This window comes from Kitasatospora sp. A2-31 (genome assembly GCF_022288725.1).
In the GTDB taxonomy this organism is placed as follows: domain Bacteria; phylum Actinomycetota; class Actinomycetes; order Streptomycetales; family Streptomycetaceae; genus Kitasatospora.
On record NZ_JAKNTA010000012.1, the window covers coordinates 232,878 to 252,013 of the forward strand.

The 19,136-nt window shown below is 74.4% G+C and carries 8 protein-coding genes, 2 rRNA genes and 2 pseudogenes; 10 read left to right on the forward strand and 2 right to left on the reverse strand.

Features of this window, described 5'->3' with window-relative positions; all coding sequences use genetic code 11:
- Window positions 1-10: 10 nt before the first annotated feature.
- The 10 genes and pseudogenes from MCM47_RS29645 to MCM47_RS29685 all read left to right on the forward strand — a co-directional run.
- Window positions 11-4,756, forward strand: a pseudogene (locus MCM47_RS29645) (SDR family NAD(P)-dependent oxidoreductase); the annotation flags it as partial.
- A gap of 403 nt (window positions 4,757-5,159) precedes the next feature.
- Window positions 5,160-5,276 (forward strand): annotated as a pseudogene (locus tag MCM47_RS43490) (acyl carrier protein); the annotation flags it as partial.
- 102 nt (window positions 5,277-5,378) lie between these two features.
- Window positions 5,379-5,603: a hypothetical protein gene (locus MCM47_RS43495; RefSeq protein WP_238864771.1), complete on the forward strand. Its 225-nt coding sequence runs from the start codon at window positions 5,379-5,381 to the stop codon at window positions 5,601-5,603.
- A gap of 81 nt (window positions 5,604-5,684) precedes the next feature.
- The gene (locus MCM47_RS43500) at window positions 5,685-8,456 is read left to right on the forward strand and encodes a type I polyketide synthase (RefSeq protein ID WP_238864754.1); all 2,772 of its coding nucleotides are present in this window, start codon (window positions 5,685-5,687) and stop codon (window positions 8,454-8,456) included.
- Window positions 8,342-12,565, forward strand: a complete 4,224-nt coding sequence (locus MCM47_RS43505) for a type I polyketide synthase (protein ID WP_238864770.1) — start codon at window positions 8,342-8,344, stop codon at window positions 12,563-12,565. The genes MCM47_RS43500 and MCM47_RS43505 overlap by 115 nt, the downstream gene beginning before the upstream one ends.
- Before the next feature lie 43 nt (window positions 12,566-12,608).
- Window positions 12,609-13,295 carry a class I SAM-dependent methyltransferase gene (locus tag MCM47_RS29665; protein WP_238864755.1) on the forward strand — a complete coding sequence of 229 codons (687 nt, stop codon included), beginning with the start codon at window positions 12,609-12,611 and terminating at the stop codon, window positions 13,293-13,295.
- A 120-nt stretch (window positions 13,296-13,415) separates the two neighbouring features.
- Window positions 13,416-13,928, forward strand: a complete 513-nt coding sequence (locus MCM47_RS29670; RefSeq protein ID WP_238864756.1) for an SRPBCC family protein — start codon at window positions 13,416-13,418, stop codon at window positions 13,926-13,928.
- A gap of 45 nt (window positions 13,929-13,973) precedes the next feature.
- Window positions 13,974-15,815 (forward strand): asparagine synthase (glutamine-hydrolyzing), encoded by a 1,842-nt coding sequence (gene asnB / locus MCM47_RS29675; protein ID WP_238864757.1) that lies wholly within the window; start codon window positions 13,974-13,976, stop codon window positions 15,813-15,815.
- 11 nt (window positions 15,816-15,826) lie between these two features.
- Window positions 15,827-16,600, forward strand: a complete 774-nt coding sequence (ubiG, locus tag MCM47_RS29680; protein WP_238864758.1) for a bifunctional 2-polyprenyl-6-hydroxyphenol methylase/3-demethylubiquinol 3-O-methyltransferase UbiG — start codon at window positions 15,827-15,829, stop codon at window positions 16,598-16,600.
- A 2-nt stretch (window positions 16,601-16,602) separates the two neighbouring features.
- Window positions 16,603-18,369 (forward strand): FAD-dependent monooxygenase, encoded by a 1,767-nt coding sequence (locus MCM47_RS29685; protein WP_238864759.1) that lies wholly within the window; start codon window positions 16,603-16,605, stop codon window positions 18,367-18,369.
- Window positions 18,370-18,548: 179 nt separating this feature from the next.
- Here the strand turns inward: MCM47_RS29685 and rrf are convergent.
- Window positions 18,549-18,665, reverse strand: a 5S ribosomal RNA gene (gene rrf / locus MCM47_RS29690).
- Between the two features lie 81 nt (window positions 18,666-18,746).
- Window positions 18,747-19,136: ribosomal RNA gene (locus tag MCM47_RS29695) — 23S ribosomal RNA — on the reverse strand; the annotation flags it as partial.

A 19,136-nucleotide genomic window follows, 5' to 3' on the forward strand; every position in this document is an offset into this window, starting at 1 on the left:
GAACCTAACGATGGCTGCATCACAGGAGAAGGTGCTGGAAGCGCTCCGGGTCTCGCTCAAGGAGACCCGGCGGCTGCAGCAGCAGAACCACCAGCTGACCGAGGCCCGGCACGAGCCGATCGCGATCGTCGGCATGGCCTGCCGCTACCCCGGCGACGTCCACAGCCCCGAGGACCTGTGGCGCCTGGTCGCCGACGGCCGCGACGCCCTCTCCGACTTCCCCGCCGAACGCGGCTGGGACACCGAGGAGTTGTACGACCCCGATCCGGACCGCCCCGGCCGGAGCTACGTCCGGCAGGGCTGCTTCGTCCGGGACGCGGACCGGTTCGACGCCGCGTTCTTCGGGATCAGCCCGCGCGAGGCGCTGGCCATGGACCCGCAGCAGCGGCTGCTGCTGGAGACCTCCTGGGAGGCCTTCGAGCGCGCCGGCATCGACCCCTCCTCCGTTCAGGGCAGCCGGACCGGGGTGTTCGTCGGCGCCTCCCCGCTCGGCTACGCCGCCGATCCGCGCAGCGCCGAGGGCTCCGAGGGATACCTGCTGACCGGCACCACCGTCAGCGTCGCCTCCGGCCGACTCGCCTACGCCCTGGGCCTGGAGGGCCCGGCCCTCACCGTGGACACCGCCTGCTCCTCCTCCCTGGTCGCGCTGCACCTGGCGAGCCGGGCGCTGCGGGACGGCGAGTGCACGATGGCGCTGGTCGGCGGCGCGGCCGTGATGGCGGCGCCGCACATGTTCATCGAGTTCAGCCGCCAGCGCGGCCTCGCCCCCGACGGCCGCTGCAAGGCCTTCGCCGGGGCGGCCGACGGGACCGCCTGGGGCGAGGGGGTCGGCGTGCTGCTGGTCGAGCGGCTCTCCGACGCCCGCCGCCTCGGCCACCCGGTGCTGGCCCTGGTCCGCGGCTCGGCGATCAACCAGGACGGCGCCTCCAACGGCCTGACCGCGCCCAGCGGACCGGCCCAGCAGCGGGTGATCCGGGCGGCGCTGGCCGACGCCCGGCTGACCGCCGCCGACGTGGACGCCGTCGAGGCCCACGGGACCGGCACCCGGCTCGGGGACCCGATCGAGGCGCAGGCCCTGCTCGCCACCTACGGCCAGGACCGGCCGGCCGACCGGCCGCTCTACCTCGGCTCGGTGAAGTCCAACATCGGCCACACCCAGCTCGCCGCCGGCGTCGCCGGCGTCATCAAGACGGTGCTGGCGATGCGGCACGGCGTGCTGCCCGCCACCCTGCACGTGGACGAGCCGACGCCGCAGGTCGACTGGTCGCGCGGCGCGGTCGAGCTGCTCACGGAGCGGCGCGCCTGGCCGGCCACCGACCGGCCGCGGCGCGCGGGCGTCTCCTCGTTCGGGATCAGCGGCACCAACGCGCACGTCATCCTGGAACAGCCGGCCGAGGAGCCGGCCGGGCAGAGCGCCGAGGAGCCCCGCGAGGCTCCCGCCGGCACCCCGTGGCTGCTCTCCGCCCGCAGCCCGGAGGCGCTGCGCGCCCAGGCCGGCCGGCTGGCCGAGGCCGTCGCGGGCGAGCCCGGGTGGGACCGGGCGGACGTCGCCTGGTCGCTGGTCACCGCCCGGGCCGACCTCGACCACCGCGCGGTGGTGCTCGGCGCCGACCGCACCGAACTGCTCGCCGGTCTCGACGCGCTGCACCGGGCCGCAAGCACGCCGCAGCTCGTCCGGGGTCCGGGCCCGCGCGGCGGGAAGCTGGCGTTCCTGTTCACCGGCCAGGGCGCGCAGCGGGCCGGTGCCGGCCGCGAACTGCACGGCCGCTTCCCGGTGTTCGCCACCGAGCTGGACAGGGTCTGCGCCCTGCTGGCGGAGCGGACCGGGCTGCCGGTGCGCGAGGTGCTGCTCGCCGAGGAGGGCTCGCCCGAGGCCGCGCGGCTGGACGAGACGGCGTTCACCCAGGCCGCCCTGTTCGCGCTGGAGGTGGCGCTGTTCCGGCTGGCCGAATCCTGGGGCCTGCGGCCGGACTTCCTGCTCGGGCACTCGATCGGCGAACTGGCAGCGGCGCACGTCGCCGGGGTGTTCTCGCTGGAGGACGCGGTCACGGCGGTCGCCGCGCGCGGGCGGCTGATGCAGCAACTGCCCACCGGTGGTGCGATGGTGGCCGTCGAGGCGACGGAGGCCGAGGTCGCCGGGCTGCTCGCCGGCCACGAGGCGCAGGCGAGCATCGCGGCCGTCAACGGCCCCCGCTCGGTGGTGCTCTCCGGCGAGGAGGAGGCGGTCACCGGGATCGCCGAACGGCTCCGCGCCGAGGGGCGCCGCACCAAGCGGCTGACCGTCAGCCACGCCTTCCACTCCCCGCGGATGGCGGGCATGCTCGACGCGTTCCGCGAGGTGCTCGCCGGGCTGACCCTGCACGAGCCGACGATCCCGGTCGTCTCCAACCTCACCGGCCGGCCGGTCACCGAGGAGATCCGCACCGCGGAGTACTGGGTCCGGCACGTGCGCGAGGCCGTGCGATTCCACGACGGCGTGCGGCACCTGCTCGACCGCGGGGTGACCGCGCTGCTGGAGCTGGGACCGGATGGCGTGCTCTCCGCCATGGCCCAGCAGGCCGCCGGGGACCGGGACGACGTCGCGGCCGTGCCGCTGCTGCGCCGGGGCCGCCCGGAGACCGGCACCGTCCTGGCCGCCGCCGCGCAGGCACACGTGCGGGGCGTCCGGGTGGACTGGCCGGCCCTCCTCACCGACCTGGCCGGCCCGGCCCGGCACCGGGTGGACCTGCCGACGTACCCGTTCCAGGGGGAACGGTACTGGCCGGCCGCCGCCGGGCCGGCCGTCGAGGCGTCCGAGCTGGGCGTGACGGCGGCCGGGCACCCGCTGCTCGGCGCCTCCGTCACCCCAGCGGAGGGCGGCGGGCTGATCCTCACCGGCCGGCTGTCGGTCCGCTCGCACCCCTGGCTCGCCGACCACGTCATCCTCGGCAGCGTGGTGGTGCCCGGCACCGCCTACCTGGAGCTGGCGCTGCACGCGGCACACCTGGCCGGCTGCACGGCGGTGGAGGAGCTCGACCAGGAGGCGCCGCTGATCCTCACCGAGGCCGGCACGGTGCAGGTGCAGCTCGTGGTCGGTGCGGCCGACGAGTCGGGCCGGCGGTCGATCGGCGTGTACTCCCGGCCGGACGACGGCGAGACGTGGACCCGGCACGCCGGCGGCACGCTCGCAGCGGAGGACGGGGCGATCGGCTGGGACCACGTGGACGTCCTGGACCCCGCGGGCGTCTGGCCGCCCGAGGGCGCGGTACCGGTGGACGTGACCGACTTCTACCCGTCGGTCGCCCGCGACGGATTCGTCTACGGCCCGTCGTTCCGCGGCCTGCGGGCGGTGTGGCGCGCGGGCGAGGAGGTGTACGGCGAGGTCGCGCTGCCCGAACCGGAGCGCGGCCAGGCCGCCGGGTACGGCGTCCACCCGGCGCTGCTCGACGCTGCGCTGCACGCCGGTCTGGTCGGGAACACCGGCGAGCAGGTGCTGCTGCCGTTCGCCTGGAACGGGGTGCGGCTGCACCGCCCGGGTGCGGCCGTGCTGCGGCTGCGGATGGCCCCGGCCGGGCCGGACGCGATGTCACTGCAGGTGGCCGACGAGTCCGGTGCTCCGGTGGCCTCGGTCGGCGCGCTGCGGGCGCGGCCGGTCTCGGTCGAGCAGTTGCGCGCGGCGGCCCGGGCCGGGCTCGGCGACGCCCTGTTCCGCGTCGAGTGGACGCCGGCCCGGGCGGCGGAGCCCGTCCGCGGGCGGTGGGCCGTCCTCGGCTCGCCGGACGGCGCACCCCTGGGCGCAGGCCTCGACCACCACCCGGACGTCACGGCGCTCGGCGCAGCCGTCGACGCCGGGCTGCCGGTGCCGGACGCGGTCTTCCTCCCCGTGCCGGACGCGGCCGGCGCCGACCGGCCGGAGGCCGGCGGGGACGTCCCGGGGGCGGTCCGCGCGGCCGTGGGCCGGGTGCGGTCCGCGCTGGCGGAGTGGGCGGCGGACGACCGCCTCGCCGGCTCTCGTCTGGTCCTGGTGACCCGCCGCGCCGTGGCCGCCGGGGACGGCGAGGACGTCCCGCAGGTCGCGAACGCACCGCTGTGGGGACTGGTCCGCGCCGCCCAGGCCGAGCACCCGGACCGCTTCGTCCTGCTCGACCTGGACGACGCCTCGGACCCCGCCGCGGCCTTCGCCCGGGCCGCCGCCGGCACCGAGCCGCAGCTCGCCCTGCGCGCCGGCGCCGTCCTGACGCCGCGCCTGGTCCGGGCCCGCCCGGCGGCGCCCGCGGCGGCCCCCGCACTGGACCCGGACGGCACGGTGCTGGTCACCGGCGGCACCGGTGCGCTCGGCGCGCTGTTCGCCCGCCACCTGGTCACCGCCCACGGCGTACGGCACCTGCTGCTGCTCGGCCGCCGCGGCCCGGAGGCCACGGGAGCCGCCGAGCTGACCGCCGAACTCACCGCGCTGGGCGCCCGGGTGACGCTCAGGGCCTGCGACGTCGCGGACCGTGCGGCGCTCGCCGCCGCCCTCGCCTCCGTCCCCGCCGAGCACCCGCTCACCGCCGTCGTCCACACGGCCGGCGTGGTCGCGGACGGAGCACTGGCCTCGCTCACCGACGAGCTGTTCGACGCCGCGCTCCGCCCGAAGGCGGACGCCGCCTGGCACCTGCACGAGCTCACCCGCGAGGCCGGGCTCGCCGCCTTCGTGCTCTTCTCCTCGGCCACCGCCACCCTCGGCGGTGCCGGCCAGGGCGGCTACACGGCGGCCAACGCCTTCCTCGACGCCCTGGCCCAGCACCGCGCCGCGCAGGGCCTGCCCGCCCGGTCCCTCGCCTGGGGTCTCTGGGAGCAGCGCGACGGCATGGCGGGTGCCCCGGACGAGGCCACACTCGGCCGGATGCGGCGCTCGGGCGTCCTGCCGCTCGCCCCGCAGGACGGCCTCGCCCTCTTCGACGCGGTGCTCACCGGGGCCGCCCCGACCGCGCTGCCGGTCCGGCTGGACCTCGCCGCGCTGCGCCGGGCCGGGGCCGAGCCTCCCGCCGCTGCTGCACGGCCTGGCCGGGACGGCCGCCGGGCCCGCCCGCCGTCCCGACGCGGAGGCGGCGGACGGGCTGGAGCGACGGCTCGCCGGCCTGTCCGACGCCGACCGCGAACGCGCGTTGCTGGACCTCGTCCGCACCCAGGTGGCGGTCGTGCTCGGCCACTCGGACGCCGCCGCGGTCGACGCCGACCGTGCCTTCGGCGACCTGGGCTTCGACTCGCTGACGGCGGTCGAACTGCGCAACCGCCTCACCTCCGCCACCGGTCTGCGGCTGCCGGCGACGCTGGTCTTCGACCACCCCACGGCGGCGGCGCTGGCCGGCCACCTGGACGCCGAACTCCCCCGCGGGGGTGAGCGTTCGACCGCCCCGGTGCTCGCGGAACTGGACCGTCTGGAAGCCGTCCTCGCCACGGTCGCCGCCGACCACCCCGACCGGGCGCGGATCACCGGCCGGCTGCGGTCCGTGCTCTCCCGGTGGGACGACCGGCGCGATCCGGCGGTCTCCGGTGAATCCCCGGCGGCGGAACTGGAGTTGGACTCGGCCGAGGACGACGAGGTCTTCGACTTCATCACCAACGAACTCGGCATCTCCTGACCGCCCCGCCCTGACCCGCCGGCCGGCGGCCCTGCCGGCCAGACATCCCGTACCTGTCCATCCCGAAGGGGTTGCGCCACTGTGGCCAGCGAGACCGAGGACAAGCTCCGCTACTTCCTCAAGCGGGTGACCGCCGACCTCCAGGAGACGCGCCGGCGGCTCCAGGAGATGGAGAACGTCGCGGGCGAGCCGATCGCGATCGTCGGCATGGCCTGCCGCTTCCCCGGCGGCGCCGACTCGGCAGAGCGGCTCTGGCAGTTGGTCGCGGACGGGCGGGACGCGATCTCCGCCTTCCCCGAGGACCGCGGCTGGGACGTCGAGGCGCTGTACGACCCCGACCCGGACCGTGCCGGCCACACCTACGCCCGCGAGGGCGGCTTCGTCGAGGGAGCCGACCGGTTCGACGCCGGCTTCTTCGGCATCGGCCCGCGGGAGGCCCTGGCGATGGACCCGCAGCAGCGGCTGCTGCTGGAGACCTCCTGGGAGGCCTTCGAACGCGCCGGCATCGACCCGGCCACGCTCCGGGGCAGCAGGGCCGGCGTCTTCATGGGTGCCGGGCAGGTCGACTACGCGACGCTCGCCCAGAACGCGACCGAGAGCCTGGAGGGGTACCTGCTCTCCGGCGGGGCGGCGAGCGTGATCTCGGGCCGGCTCTCCTACGTGTTCGGGCTGGAGGGCCCGGCGATCACCGTCGACACGGCGTGCTCGTCGTCCCTGGTGGCCCTGCACCTGGCCTGCCAGTCGCTGCGCCGCGGCGAGTGCACGACCGCACTCGCCGGTGGGGCGGCCGTGATGGCCGCGCCGGGCATGTTCGTCGAGTTCAGCCGCCAGCGCGGCCTCGCCCCCGACGGCCGCTGCAAGGCCTTCGCCGCCGCCGCGGACGGCACCGGCTGGGGCGAGGGGGTCGGCGTCCTGATGCTCGAGCGCCTGTCCGACGCGCAGCGCAACGGACACCGGGTGCTGGCGGTGGTGCGCGGCTCGGCCGTCAACCAGGACGGCGCCAGCAACGGGCTCACGGCGCCCAACGGTCCGGCGCAGCAGCGGGTCATCTGGGACGCGCTCGACAACGCCCGGCTCGCGGCGGCCGACGTCGACGCGGTCGAGGCGCACGGCACCGGGACGACGCTGGGCGACCCGATCGAGGCACAGGCGCTGCTGGCCACCTACGGGCAGGACCGGCCGGCGGAACGGCCGCTCCGGCTCGGGTCGGTGAAGTCCAACATCGGCCACACCCAGGCGGCGGCGGGCGTCGCCGGGGTCATCAAGATGGTCATGGCGATGCAGAACGGGGTGCTGCCGCGGACCCTGCACGTCGACGAGCCGACGCCGCACGTGGACTGGTCGGCCGGGGCGGTGTCGCTGCTCACCGAGGCACAGGAGTGGCCGGCCGGTGAGCGGGTTCGGCGGGCCGGGATCTCGGGCTTCGGGGCGAGCGGGACGAACGCCCATGTGATCCTGGAAGAGGCTCCGCAGGAGCCCCAGAAGGAGACGACCGAGGCCAACTCCCCCTCCACGGTGGTGCCGTGGGTGCTCTCCGCCCGCGACGAACGCGCCCTGCGCGCCCAGGCCGCCCAACTCGCCACCTTCCTCCAGGACCACCCCGACACCGACCTGCGCGCCGTCGGCCACACCCTCCTCACCGGACGCGCCGCCCTCGACCATCGAGCCGTCGCCCTCGGCCACAACCACGACGAACTCCTCACCTCCCTCACCGCCCTCGCCAACGGCACCGCCCCCACCGGCCACGGCACCCACGACCGACCGGTGTTCGTCTTCCCCGGCCAGGGCTCCCAATGGATCGGCATGGGCGCCGAACTCCTCGACACCTCCACCGTCTTCGCCCACTGGATCACCCAGTGCGAAGCCGCACTCGCCCCCCACGTCGACTGGTCCCTCACCGACGTCCTGCGCGGCAACGACGACCTCACCCGCGTCGACGTCATCCAACCCGCACTCTTCGCCGTCATGGTCTCCCTCGCCGAACTCTGGCGCTCCCTCGGCATCCAACCCGCCGCCGTCATCGGCCACTCCCAAGGCGAGATCGCCGCCGCCACCATCGCCGGCGCCCTCTCGTTGGAAGACGGCGCCCGCATCGCCGCCCTGCGCAGCCAAGCCATCCTCGCCATCAGCGGCCACGGCGGCATGGCCTCCCTCCCCCTCACCCACGACAACACGGCCGAACTCCTCACCCGCTGGGACGGACGCCTGACCATCGCCGCCCACAACGGCCCCACCACCACCGTCATCGCCGGCGACCGCGACGCCCTCGACGAACTCCTCACCCACTGCGAACAACACGACATCCGCGCCCGCCGCATCGACGTCGACTACGCCTCCCACAGCCCCCACGTCGAAGCCATCCGGGCCGACCTGGCCACCCAACTCGCCGGCATCACGCCGAAGACAGCCACCATCCCCTTCTACTCCACGGTCACCGGCACCCCGATCGACACCACCCAGTTGGATGCCGACTACTGGTACACCAACCTCCGCCAGACCGTCCGCTTCACCGACGCCACCCACGCCGCCCACACCGACGGCCACACCACCTACATCGAAACCACCCCGACCTCCCCACCTACCCCTTCCAGCACCGCCGTTACTGGGTGGACACCACCGGCACCGGCAGGCCGGTCGCCGCGCCGGAGGACCACGCCGCGGGCTCCGCCGGAGCGGAGCTGCGGCGCCGCCTCGCCGAGCTCTCCGAGCCCGACCGCGAGCGGCTGGTGCGCGACCTGGTGGACTCACACGCGATCGCCGTCCTCGACCTGGCCGCCCCGATCACGCCGGGCCGCACCTTCCAGGAGCTGGGCTTCGTCTCGCTCACCGCGGTCGAGCTGCGCAACCGGCTGATGGCCGCCACCGGCCTGCGGCTCCCGGCCGCCGTCGCGTTCGACCACCCGACGCCCGAGGCGCTGAGCCGCCACCTGCTCTCCCGACTCGCCGACCCGGACGTCGAGATCGCCGACGCCGAGCCCGCCCTCGCCGCAGCCGCCGGCACCGACGAGCCGATCGCGGTCGTCGCGATGGCCTGCCGCTACCCGGGCGAAGTCCGCAGCCCCGAGGAGCTGTGGCAGCTCGTCGCGGACGGCCGGGACGCGATCACGCCCTTCCCCGAGAACCGCGGCTGGGACCTGGACAACCTCTACGACCCCGACCCGGACCGAGCCGGCCGCAGCTACACCCGCGAGGGCGGGTTCCTGCACGACGCCGACCGCTTCGACGCCGCGTTCTTCGGGATCAGCCCGCGCGAGGCGCTCGCCATGGACCCGCAGCAGCGGCTGCTGCTGGAGACCTCCTGGGAGGCCTTCGAGCGCGCCGGCATCGACCCGACCACCCTGCGCGGCAGCCGCACCGGGGTGTTCGCGGGGAGCAGCGGCCAGGACTACCACCTGCTGGCGCAGGGCTCGGCGGACGGTCTGGAGGGGTACCTGCTCACCGGCAACGCGGCCAGTGTCCTGTCCGGCCGGCTCGCCTACACGTTCGGGCTGGAGGGACCGGCCGCCACGGTGGACACGGCCTGCTCGTCCTCCCTGGTCGCCCTGCACCTGGCCTGCCAGTCGCTGCGCTCGGGCGAGAGCACGCTCGCGCTCGCGGGCGCCGTCAGCGTGCTGTCCACCCCGCAGGCCTTCGTCGCCTTCAGCCGGCAGCGCGGGCTGGCGCCGGACGGGCGGTGCAAGCCGTTCGCCGCCGCGGCCGACGGCACGGCCTGGGGCGAGGGGGTGGGCGTGCTGGTACTGGAGCGGCTCTCCGACGCGCGGCGCAACGGGCACCCGGTGCTGGCGGTGGTCCGCGGCTCGGCGACCAACCAGGACGGCGCCAGCAACGGCCTGTCCGCGCCCAACGGCCCTGCCCAGCAGCGGGTGATCCGGCAGGCGCTGGCCAACGCCCGGCTGTCCCCGGAGGAGGTGGACGCGGTGGAGGCGCACGGGACCGGCACGCCGCTCGGCGACCCGATCGAGGCCGAGGCGCTGCTCGCCACCTACGGGCGGGGCCGGCCGGCCGAACAGCCCCTCTACCTCGGCTCGGTGAAGTCCAACATCGGCCACACCGCCGCGGCCGCCGGGATGGCGGGGGTGATCAAGATGGTGATGGCGATGCGGCACGGCGTCCTGCCGCCCATGCTGCACACCGACGCCCCCACCCCGCACGTGGACTGGGACTCGGGGGCGGTCGCCCTGCTCACGGAATCGGTGGCCTGGCCGGAGCGGGACCGTCCGCGGCGCGCGGGCGTGTCCGCGTTTGGCATCAGCGGCACCAACGCCCACGTCGTCCTGGAGGGGGCACCGCCGCTCCCCGCCCACCCGGCTCCGTCCGACGGTTGCGAAGGCTCCGACGCCGCCGACGGCACCGCATCGCGCGACCGGGCGGCGGACGTCGACCCGACCGGTCCGACGCCGTCGGCGGCTCCGTTCGTCCCCTGGCTGGTCTCGGCCCGCGGCGAGGACGCCCTGCGGGCCCAGGCGGAGCGGCTGCGCGAGCACCTCGCCGGCGCGCCCGCCGTCGACCCGGCCGCCGTCGGGCGCTCGCTCGCCCTCTCCCGGGCCGCCCTGCCGCACCGGGCGGTGCTGCTCGGCCGCGGCGCGGGCGAGCTGGGCGCCGGTCTCGACGCGCTGGCCGCGGGCTCCCCCGCACCCGGGGTGGTCCGCGGCACGGTGACCGCGGGCCGGGTCGGCTTCCTCTTCCCCGGCCAGGGCAGCCAGCGCCCCGGCATGGGCCAGGGCCTGTACGCGGCCCACCCGGTCTTCGCCCGCGCCCTGGACGAGGTCTGCGCGCTGCTGGACCGGCACCTCGCGGCGCCCGGCCGCCCCGCCCTGCGCGAGGTGCTGTTCGCCCCCGAGGGCAGCCCCGAGGCCGCTCTGCTCGACGAGACGGTGTTCACCCAGGCCGGGCTCTTCGCGGTAGGCCTGGCGGCGTTCCGGCTGCTGGAGTCCTGGGGGGTGGTGCCGGACTGGGTCGGCGGCCACTCGATCGGCGAGCTGACGGCGGCCTGCGCGGCCGGCGTGTTCACGGTCGAGGACGCCTGCCGGCTGGTCGCCGCCCGCGGCCGGCTGATGCAGGACTCGCCGGCCGGCGCCATGGTCGCGGTTGAGGCGGCCGAGGACGAGGTGCTGCCGCTGCTGACGGGGCGGGAGGACCGGATCGGCATCGCCGCCGTCAACGGGCCGCGCGCCACCGTGCTCTCCGGCCAGGCCGAGGCGGTCGACGAGGTCGCCGCCGAGCTGGCCGCGCGCGGCTGCCGGACGAGGCGGTTGCGGGTGGCCCGGGCGTTCCATTCGCCGCTGATGGACGGCGTGCTGGCGCGCTTCCACGAGGCGGCGAGCGGTCTCGCCTACCGGCCGCCGCGGATCCGGCTGCTGTCGAACCTGACCGGCGAGCCGGCGGCGCCCGAGCAGGTGGGCCGCCCGGAGTACTGGGTGCAGCACATCCGGGAGGCGGTCCGCTTCCACGACGGCGTCCGCCGGATGGCGGAGGACGGCGTCACCACCTTCCTCGAACTCGGCCCCGGCGGTGTCCTGTCCGGCCTCGTCCGGGACGGTCTGGCCGAGCGGACGCCGGCCCCGGTGGCGGTGCCGCTGCTCCGGCGGGCCCGCCCCGAGGCGGAGAGCGCGCTGACCGCGCTCGCCCACCTCCACGTCCGCGGCGTCCCGGTCGACTGGGCCGCCGTCTTCGCCGGCGACGGGACACCGCACCTCGAACCGGACGTCGTCGACCTGCCCACCTATGCGTTCCAGCGCCGCCGGTTCTGGATCGAGGGCTCCGCCGCCCTCACCCGGCCGGCCGAGGGCGCCGTCCCCGCGGTCGAGGAGCCGGTGGCCGCCACCGAGACGCCCGTCCGCCTGCGCGAGCGGCTGCTCGCCCTCGCTGCGCCCGAACGCCGCTCCGCTCTACGGCAGTTGGTGGCCGCCCAGGTGGCCGCGGCCCTGGGGCACGGCTCCGCCGACGAGCTGGAGAGCGGGCTGGAGCTGCCCGAGCTGGGACTCGACTCGCTCGCGGCGACCGAGCTCGGCGCCGCCCTGCAGGCCGCCACCGGCGTCCCGCTGCCCTCGACCGCGGTGTTCGAGCACCCCACGGTGGACGGCCTCGCCGCGCACCTCGAAGCCGGGCTGGGCACCACCACGGCCCCGCCGGACGCCCCGGCCGCCGGCCTGCTGGCCTCGCTCGCCCCGCGGGCCGCCGAGCTGGGCCGGTTCGCCGAGTTCGGCGAACTCCTCGCAGCCGCCGCCCGGTTCCGGGACACCTTCGACGGCCCGCCCGACCCGGCCGGCCGCCCGGCACCGGTCCGCCTCACCCGCGGGGCGACCCCCCGCTTCTTCTGCTTCCCCTCCTTCGCCACCAGGTCCGGCGCCCACCAGTACGCCCGGCTGGCCGCCGCCTTCGACGGCCGGCACGAGCTCTGGGCACTGCCCGCGCCCGGCTTCGCCCCCCGCGAGCCGTTGCCCGCCGACCTCGACGCGCTGGTGCGTCTGCACGCCGAGGACGTCGAACGGCTCGCCGCCGGGGAGCCGTTCGTCCTCCTCGGCCACTCGGCCGGCGGCTGGATCGCGCACGCGGTGGCGGCGTACCTGGAGAAGCTCGGCACCGCGCCGGTCTCCGTCGTCCTGCTGGACAGCTACCGGCCCGGGAGTGCGATACTTCCCCGCATCCAGGCGGAGATCGCCAGTCTCCTGACGGACGGTCAACTGCCGTCCGACCAGCTGCTGGACGACACCTGCCTCACCGCGATGGGCGGCTACGCCCGGCTCTTCGAGAGCTGGCAGCCGCAGCCCCTCGCGACACCGACGCTCCAGCTCCGCGCGGCCCGGCCGCTCCCCGGCTTCCCCGCCACCGGCTGGCAGGCCTCCTGGCCGGTGCCGCACACCGAGGACGAGGTGCCCGGCGACCACTTCTCCCTGACCGGCGAGCACAGCCCCTCCACCGTGCGCGCCGTCCTCGACCGGCTCGCCGAGCCGTCCGCCTGACCGTCCATCCGTACCACCGACTCCGACCGAGGGTGAGCAGACCATGAGCATCGACAACGACCACCAGCCCGGCTCCGTCGACCAGGCGGTCCTGGACGGCGCGAACCCCTACCACCGGCGCGCGCTCGCCTTCTACGACCTGCTCGTCTTCCGCGGCAGCGCGCCGCTGTTCTGGCGCTGCTCCCCGCGCAACTTCCTGGAGATGTACCGGACCTCCATCGGCGCGAAGCACCTGGAGATCGGCGTCGGCACCGGCTACCTGCTGCAGCGCACCCGGTTCCCGGTCTCGAACCCGGAGATCACGCTGGCCGACCTCAACCCCAGCACCCTCGACTTCACCGCCGAGCGGCTGGCGCACTTCAAGACGACCAAGGTGGTCGCCAACGCCCTGGAGCCGCTGCCGGTGCCCGCCGAGAGCCACGACTCCGCCGCCCTCAGCTTCCTGCTGCACTGCATCCCCGGCAGCCTGCGCGAGAAGGGCGTGGCCATCCGGCACGCCGCGGCGGCCGTGCGGCCCGGCGGCACGGTGTTCGGCAGCACGATCCTCTCCCAGGGCGTCCCGGTGACCGGGGCCGGCCGCTGGCTGATGAAGGACCTCAACGGCAAGGGCGTCTTCCACAACGACCAGGACCACCTGGACGACCTGCGCGACCAGCTGAAGCAGAACTTCGACGACTTCGACCTGGCCGTGCGCGGCTGCGTCGGCCTCTGGCGGGCCCGCAAGTCGTAACGCCCCGCGACGCACCGGCCCCCCGACGCACCACCTCCGCCCCACCCCACCCGGGCATGCCCCCATCGGCAAGCCCCCGGCAAGACCCCTGGTAAGACCCCCGGAAAGGAACCCGACACCATGGCCGCCCGCTGGTATCCGATCGAGGAAGCCGACGACTCGCTGTTCGCCACCGCCCCGCTGTACCACGCCCGTTCGGTCGAGGTGCCGTTCACCGCGGAGGAGACCTGGGCGGCCCTGACCGGCGACGGCGTCTCCAGCTGGACCAAGGGCATGCGTCAGCTCACCTGGACCTCGCCGCGGCCGTTCGGCGTCGGCACCACCAGGGAGATCGAGATGGAGAGCGGCCTCGTCCTGCGCGAGCGCTTCTTCCGCTGGGAGGAAGGCACCCGCAAGACCTTCACCGCCACCGGGGCGACCAAGCCGATCTTCCGCCACCTGGTGGAGGACTACGTGGTCGAGCCCACCGAGACCGGCGCCCGGTTCAGCTGGCGCTGGGCGGCCGAACTGAACCGCCCGTGGTCCTTCCTCCAGGGCGCCCTGGACCGCTTCTTCTTCGCCCCCACCGGCCGGTCCCACATCGACGGCCTGCCCGCCTACATGGCCTCCCAGCGCGGCACCGCGCTCCGCTGACCACCCGGTCGGCCCACCCCGCCCCCTGAACGAAGGAAGACCCGAATGTGCGGGATCGCTGGCTGGATCTCCTTCCAGCTCGACCTCGAACGTGAACTCGCCGCCCTGAGCGCCATGACCGACACCATGGCGTGCCGCGGCCCGGACGCCTCCGGCACCTGGTTGTCCGCCCACGCCGCCCTCGGCCACCGCCGGCTGTCCGTCATCGACCTGGCCGGCGGCGTGCAGCCGATGGTCGCCGAGACGCCGGACGGCCCGGTCGTGCTGACCTACAGCGGTGAGGCCTACAACTTCACCGAGCTGCGGGACGAACTCCGGCGCCGGGGGCACGAGTTCCGCACCTCCAGCGACACCGAGGTGGTGCTGCGCGGCTACCTGGAGTGGGGGCAGGGGGTCGCCGACCGGCTCAACGGCATGTACGCCCTGGGCATCTGGGACAGCCGCGTGGAGAAGCTCATCCTGCTGCGCGACCGCCTGGGCATCAAGCCGCTCTACTACGCCCCCACCGCCGGCGGCCTGGTCTTCGGCTCCGAGGCCAAGGCCCTGCTGGCCCACCCGGAGGTGGAGCCGGTCGTCGACGCCGACGGCTTCCGCGAGCTGTTCGGCTTCGTCAAGGAGCCCGGCCGCGCGGTCTGGGCCGGCATGCACGAGGTCAAGCCGGGCACCATGGTGACCTTCGACCGCTCCGGGCTGCGCGAGCACGTGTACTGGCGGCTGGAGGTCGCCGAGCACCGCGACGACGCCGAGACCACCGTGCGCCGGGTCCGGGAGATGCTGGAGGACAGCGTCGCCCGGCAGCTGGTCGCCGACGTGCCGCAGTGCGTCCTGCTCTCCGGCGGGCTCGACTCCAGCGCCCTCACCGCCCTGGCCGGCCGCAGGCTGGCCGCCGACGGCGAGCGCGCCCGCACGTTCACCGTCGACTTCGAGCAGTCGGACGCGTTCCGCCCCGACGACCTGCGCGGCTCGCCGGACGCGCCCTTCGCCCGCGAGGTCGTGCAGCACGTCGGCACGCTGCACCACGACATCAGGCTCGACTACCAGGAGCTGGCCAACCCCGAGGTGCGCCGCGCCACGGTGACCGCCCGCGATCTGCCGTTCGGCTTCGGCGAGGCGGACAACTCGCTCTACCTGCTGTTCAAGGCGATCCGCGAGCACTCCACGGTCGCGCTCTCCGGCGAGTCGTCGGACGAGATCTTCGGCGGCTACCCCTGGTTCCACCTGCCGGCCGTCCAGCAGGTCCCGATGTTCCCGTGGGTCACCGCCTCCGGCCTCGGCCCGCGCAAGCACCCCACCAAGCTGATCGACCCCGACCTGCTGCTGCGCACCCTCGACGTCCCCGGCTACTGGGCCCAGCGCTGGAGCGACTCGGTCGCCGGCCTCCCCGTCGTGGCCGGCGAGGACGCGCACGAACGGCGGATGCGCGAGTTCTGCTACGTCCACCTGACCAGCCTGCTCGGCCTGCTGCTGGACCGGAAGGACCGGATGAGCATGGCCGTCGGTCTGGAGGTCCGGGTCCCGTTCTGCGACCACCGGCTCGTCGAGTACGTGTTCAACACCCCCTGGGCGATGAAGACCTTCGACGGCCGGGAGAAGAGCCTGCTGCGGGCCGCGGTCAAGGACGTGCTGCCCGCCTCGGTGGTCGAACGCGTGAAGGCGCTCTACCCGCACACCCAACAGCTCGCCTACGTCGGCCGGTTGCAGCAGCAGGTCGGCGAACTCCTGTCGGCCGACCACGAGGCCGTCACGCTCTTCGACGCAGCCGCGCTCACCAAGGCCGTCGCCGCGCAGCCGGAGGCCGTCGACCGGGACGAGCGCGAGGCGTTCGAACGCGTCCTCGACCTGGCCGTCTGGCTCGACCTCTACCGCCCGACCATCAAGCTCTCCTGAGGAGTCGCACCATGGCTGTCGACAACGACGTCTACAACACACACTCCTGGTGGCACGACGACCAGCCGTTCGCCACCCTGGAGGCGTTCACCCCGGCCCGGTTCGACTACTTCCACGAGGTGCTGACCAACCGGCTGCGGCTGGACCTCGCCGGCCTGCGCGTGCTCGACGTGGGCTGCGGCGGCGGTCTGCTGGCCGAGCTCTACGCCAAGGCCGGCTGCAAGGTGACCGGCATGGACCCTTCCGGCCCCTCCCTCGAAGCCGCCCGCGCCCACGCCGCCGAGTCCGGCCTGGAGATCGAGTACCAGCAGGGCTTCGCCGAGAAGCTGCCCTTCCCGGACGGCACCTTCGACGTCGTCTACTGCTGCGACACGCTGGAGCACGTCACCTCGGTGGACCAGGCCGTGGCCGAGGCGGTCCGGGTCCTCAAGCCGGGCGGCTACTACCTGTACGACACGATCAACCGCACCTTCCGGTCCAAGCTCGCGATGATCAAGATGGCGCAGGACTGGAAGTCGGTCAGCTTCGCGCCCAAGGACCTCCACGACTGGAAGAGCTTCATCAAGCCGGCCGAGCTGCACGAGGTCTTCCGCCGACACGGCCTGGCCAACCAGGACCTGATCGGATTCGCCTCCAAGCGGCCGCAGTTGGAGCTGCTGAAGGCGATGCGGAGCCGGGCCCGCGGCGAGATCACGTACGGCGAGCTGGGGCGGCGGTTCCAGCTCGGCGTTCACAAGGACACGTCGGTGATCTACGCCGGCTATGCACGAAAGGCAGCAAACTGACCATGACGACCACCACCCCCGACGTCCGCGTCCCGGTCCTGATCGTCGGCGCCGGACCGGCCGGCCTGACCGCCTCACTGGCGCTCTCCCGGTACGGCGTCCCGCACCTGGTCGTCGGCAAGTACCCGGGCACCGCCCACACCCCGCGGGCCCACCTGCTGAACCAGCGCACCGGCGAGATCCTGCGCGACCTCGGCGTCGAGCGCGAGGTGCTGGCCGAGGCCACGCCGAGCCCGCTGCTCGCCAACCACGTCTTCATGTCGACCTTCGCCGGCCCCGAGGTCAGCCGGCTGGACGCGTACGGCAACGGACCGGACCGGATCGGCGACTACCTCGCCGCCAGCCCGAGCAAGATGTGCAACCTCCCGCAGCACCTGATGGAGCCGCTGCTGGTCGAGCAGGTCCAGCAGGCCGGGGTCGGCGAACTCCGCTTCGGCCAGGAGTTCCTGAGCCTGGAGCAGGACGAGGACGGCGTCACCGCCGTGCTCGCCGACCGCCAGTCGGGCCTGGAGTACACCGTGCGCGCCGACTACGTGATCGGCGCCGACGGTGCCAACAGCCGGGTGATGCAGCAGGCCGGGCTCACCGTGGAGGGCGCCACCGGGCTGGCCAAGGCGGCCACGATCTGGTTCGAGGCGGACCTCTCCCGCTACTGCGCCGACCGCCCCGCGATCCTCTACATGGGCGCCGTGCCCGGCAACCCGCCGGAGGACGGCCGGGTGTTCGTCAGCGTCCGCCCCTGGAACGAGTGGGTCTTCCTGCGCTTCCTCGACCACGACCCCGGCTTCGACCCGGAGGACCACGAGGAGATCCGCGCGCACCTGCGGGAGAGCATCGGTGACCCGTCCGTCGAGATCCGGATCAAGAACGTCTCGCCGTGGGAGGTCAACGCCGTCGTCGCCCCCCGCTACGCGAACGGCAGGGTGTTCTGCGTCGGCGACGCCGTCCACCAGATGCCGCCCACCAACGGCCTCGGCCTCAACTCGGCGGTCGCGGACTCGTTCAACCTGTGCTGGAAGCTCAAGCTGGTGCTGGACGGCACGGCCTCGCCCGAGCTGCTCGACACCTACCAGACCGAGCGGGTGCCGGTCGGTGCGCAGATCGTCGACCGCGCCGTCCGCAGCATGATGGACTTCCTCGGCATCCCGGCCGCGCTGGGCTACGCCGCCGGCCAGAGCGCGACGGAGCAGTGGGAGCTGCTGCGCGGCCTCGCCGACGACACCGAGGAGGCCGCCGCCCGCCGGGCCGCCCTGGCCGCCGCGACCGACCGGATCAACTACCAGACCAACGCGCACGGCGTCGAGATCGGCTACCGCTACCGTGCCGGCGCCCGCGTCGACGACGGCACCCCCGAGCCGACCCAGGACCGCGACCCGGAGCTGTACTACCAGGCCACCACCTGGCCGGGCGCCCGCCTGCCGCACGCCTGGCTGGAGGACGGCGGGCGCCGCCGCTCTACCCTGGACGTGGTCGGCCAGGGCCGCTTCGTCCTGCTCACCGGCCGCGGTGGCGAGCGCTGGCACGACGCGGCCCGTGAGGCCGCCCGGGTCACCGGCGTGCCCGTGACCGTCCGCACGATCGGCGCCGCCGAGGGCCTGCGCGACCCGTACGGGACGTGGGAGCGCCTGCGCGAGGTCGAGGCCGACGGCTGTGTCCTGGTCCGCCCGGACGGGCACGTCGCCTGGCGCGCCCGGACCGCCGAGTCCGCCGGCGAGCTGCCCAAGGTGCTGGCAGCCGTCCTGCACACACCGGCCGGCCCCGCTGCCTGACCTGACGGCCTGATCCACCGGGCCTGATCCACCCAGGGCGGTCCCTCCTTCGGGAGGGGCCGCCCGACCTGTTCGGCCGGACCGCCGGGGGCCGCTTGGCCGGACTGTTCGGGCCGCACCGCCCGGAAATGCGAAGAACCCCCATCCGGGTTCCCGGATGGGGGTTCTTCAGAAGAATTGTTCGGCGGCGTCCTACTCTCCCACAGGGTCCCCCCTGCAGTACCATCGGCGCTGTGAGGCTTAGCTTCCGGGTTCGGAATGTAACCGGGCGTTTCCCTCACGCTATGACCACCGAAACACTATGAAACTATCCGCCACCCACCCGCCAGAGCGGTGGGGGTCGTTGTTTCAGAACAACACAGTGGACGCGAGCAACTGAGGACAAGCCCTCGGCCTATTAGTACCGGTCAACTCCACCCCTCACAGGGCTTCCATATCCGGCCTATCAACCCAGTCGTCTACTGGGAGCCTTACCCTCTCAAGGAGGTGGGAGTGCTCATCTCGAAGCAGGCTTCCCGCTTAGATGCTTTCAGCGGTTATCCCTCCCGAACGTAGCCAACCAGCCATGCCCTTGGCAGAACAACTGGCACACCAGAGGTTCGTCCGTCCCGGTCCTCTCGTACTAGGGACAGCCCTTCTCAACACTCCTACGCGCACAGCGGATAGGGACCGAACTGTCTCACGACGTTCTAAACCCAGCTCGCGTACCGCTTTAATGGGCGAACAGCCCAACCCCTCCACGACTGGTTTCCACCCCCCCCCCCCCC

Bases quoted from the DNA above. Each gene is read 5' to 3' on its own strand.
- MCM47_RS29665 (WP_238864755.1), top strand. From the start codon at position 12,609: ATGAGCATCGACAACGACCACCAGCCCGGCTCCGTCGACCAGGCGGTC.
- MCM47_RS29670 (WP_238864756.1), top strand. From the start codon at position 13,416: ATGGCCGCCCGCTGGTATCCGATCGAGGAAGCCGACGACTCGCTGTTC.
- asnB (WP_238864757.1), top strand. From the start codon at position 13,974: ATGTGCGGGATCGCTGGCTGGATCTCCTTCCAGCTCGACCTCGAACGT.
- ubiG (WP_238864758.1), top strand. From the start codon at position 15,827: ATGGCTGTCGACAACGACGTCTACAACACACACTCCTGGTGGCACGAC.
- MCM47_RS29685 (WP_238864759.1), top strand. From the start codon at position 16,603: ATGACGACCACCACCCCCGACGTCCGCGTCCCGGTCCTGATCGTCGGC.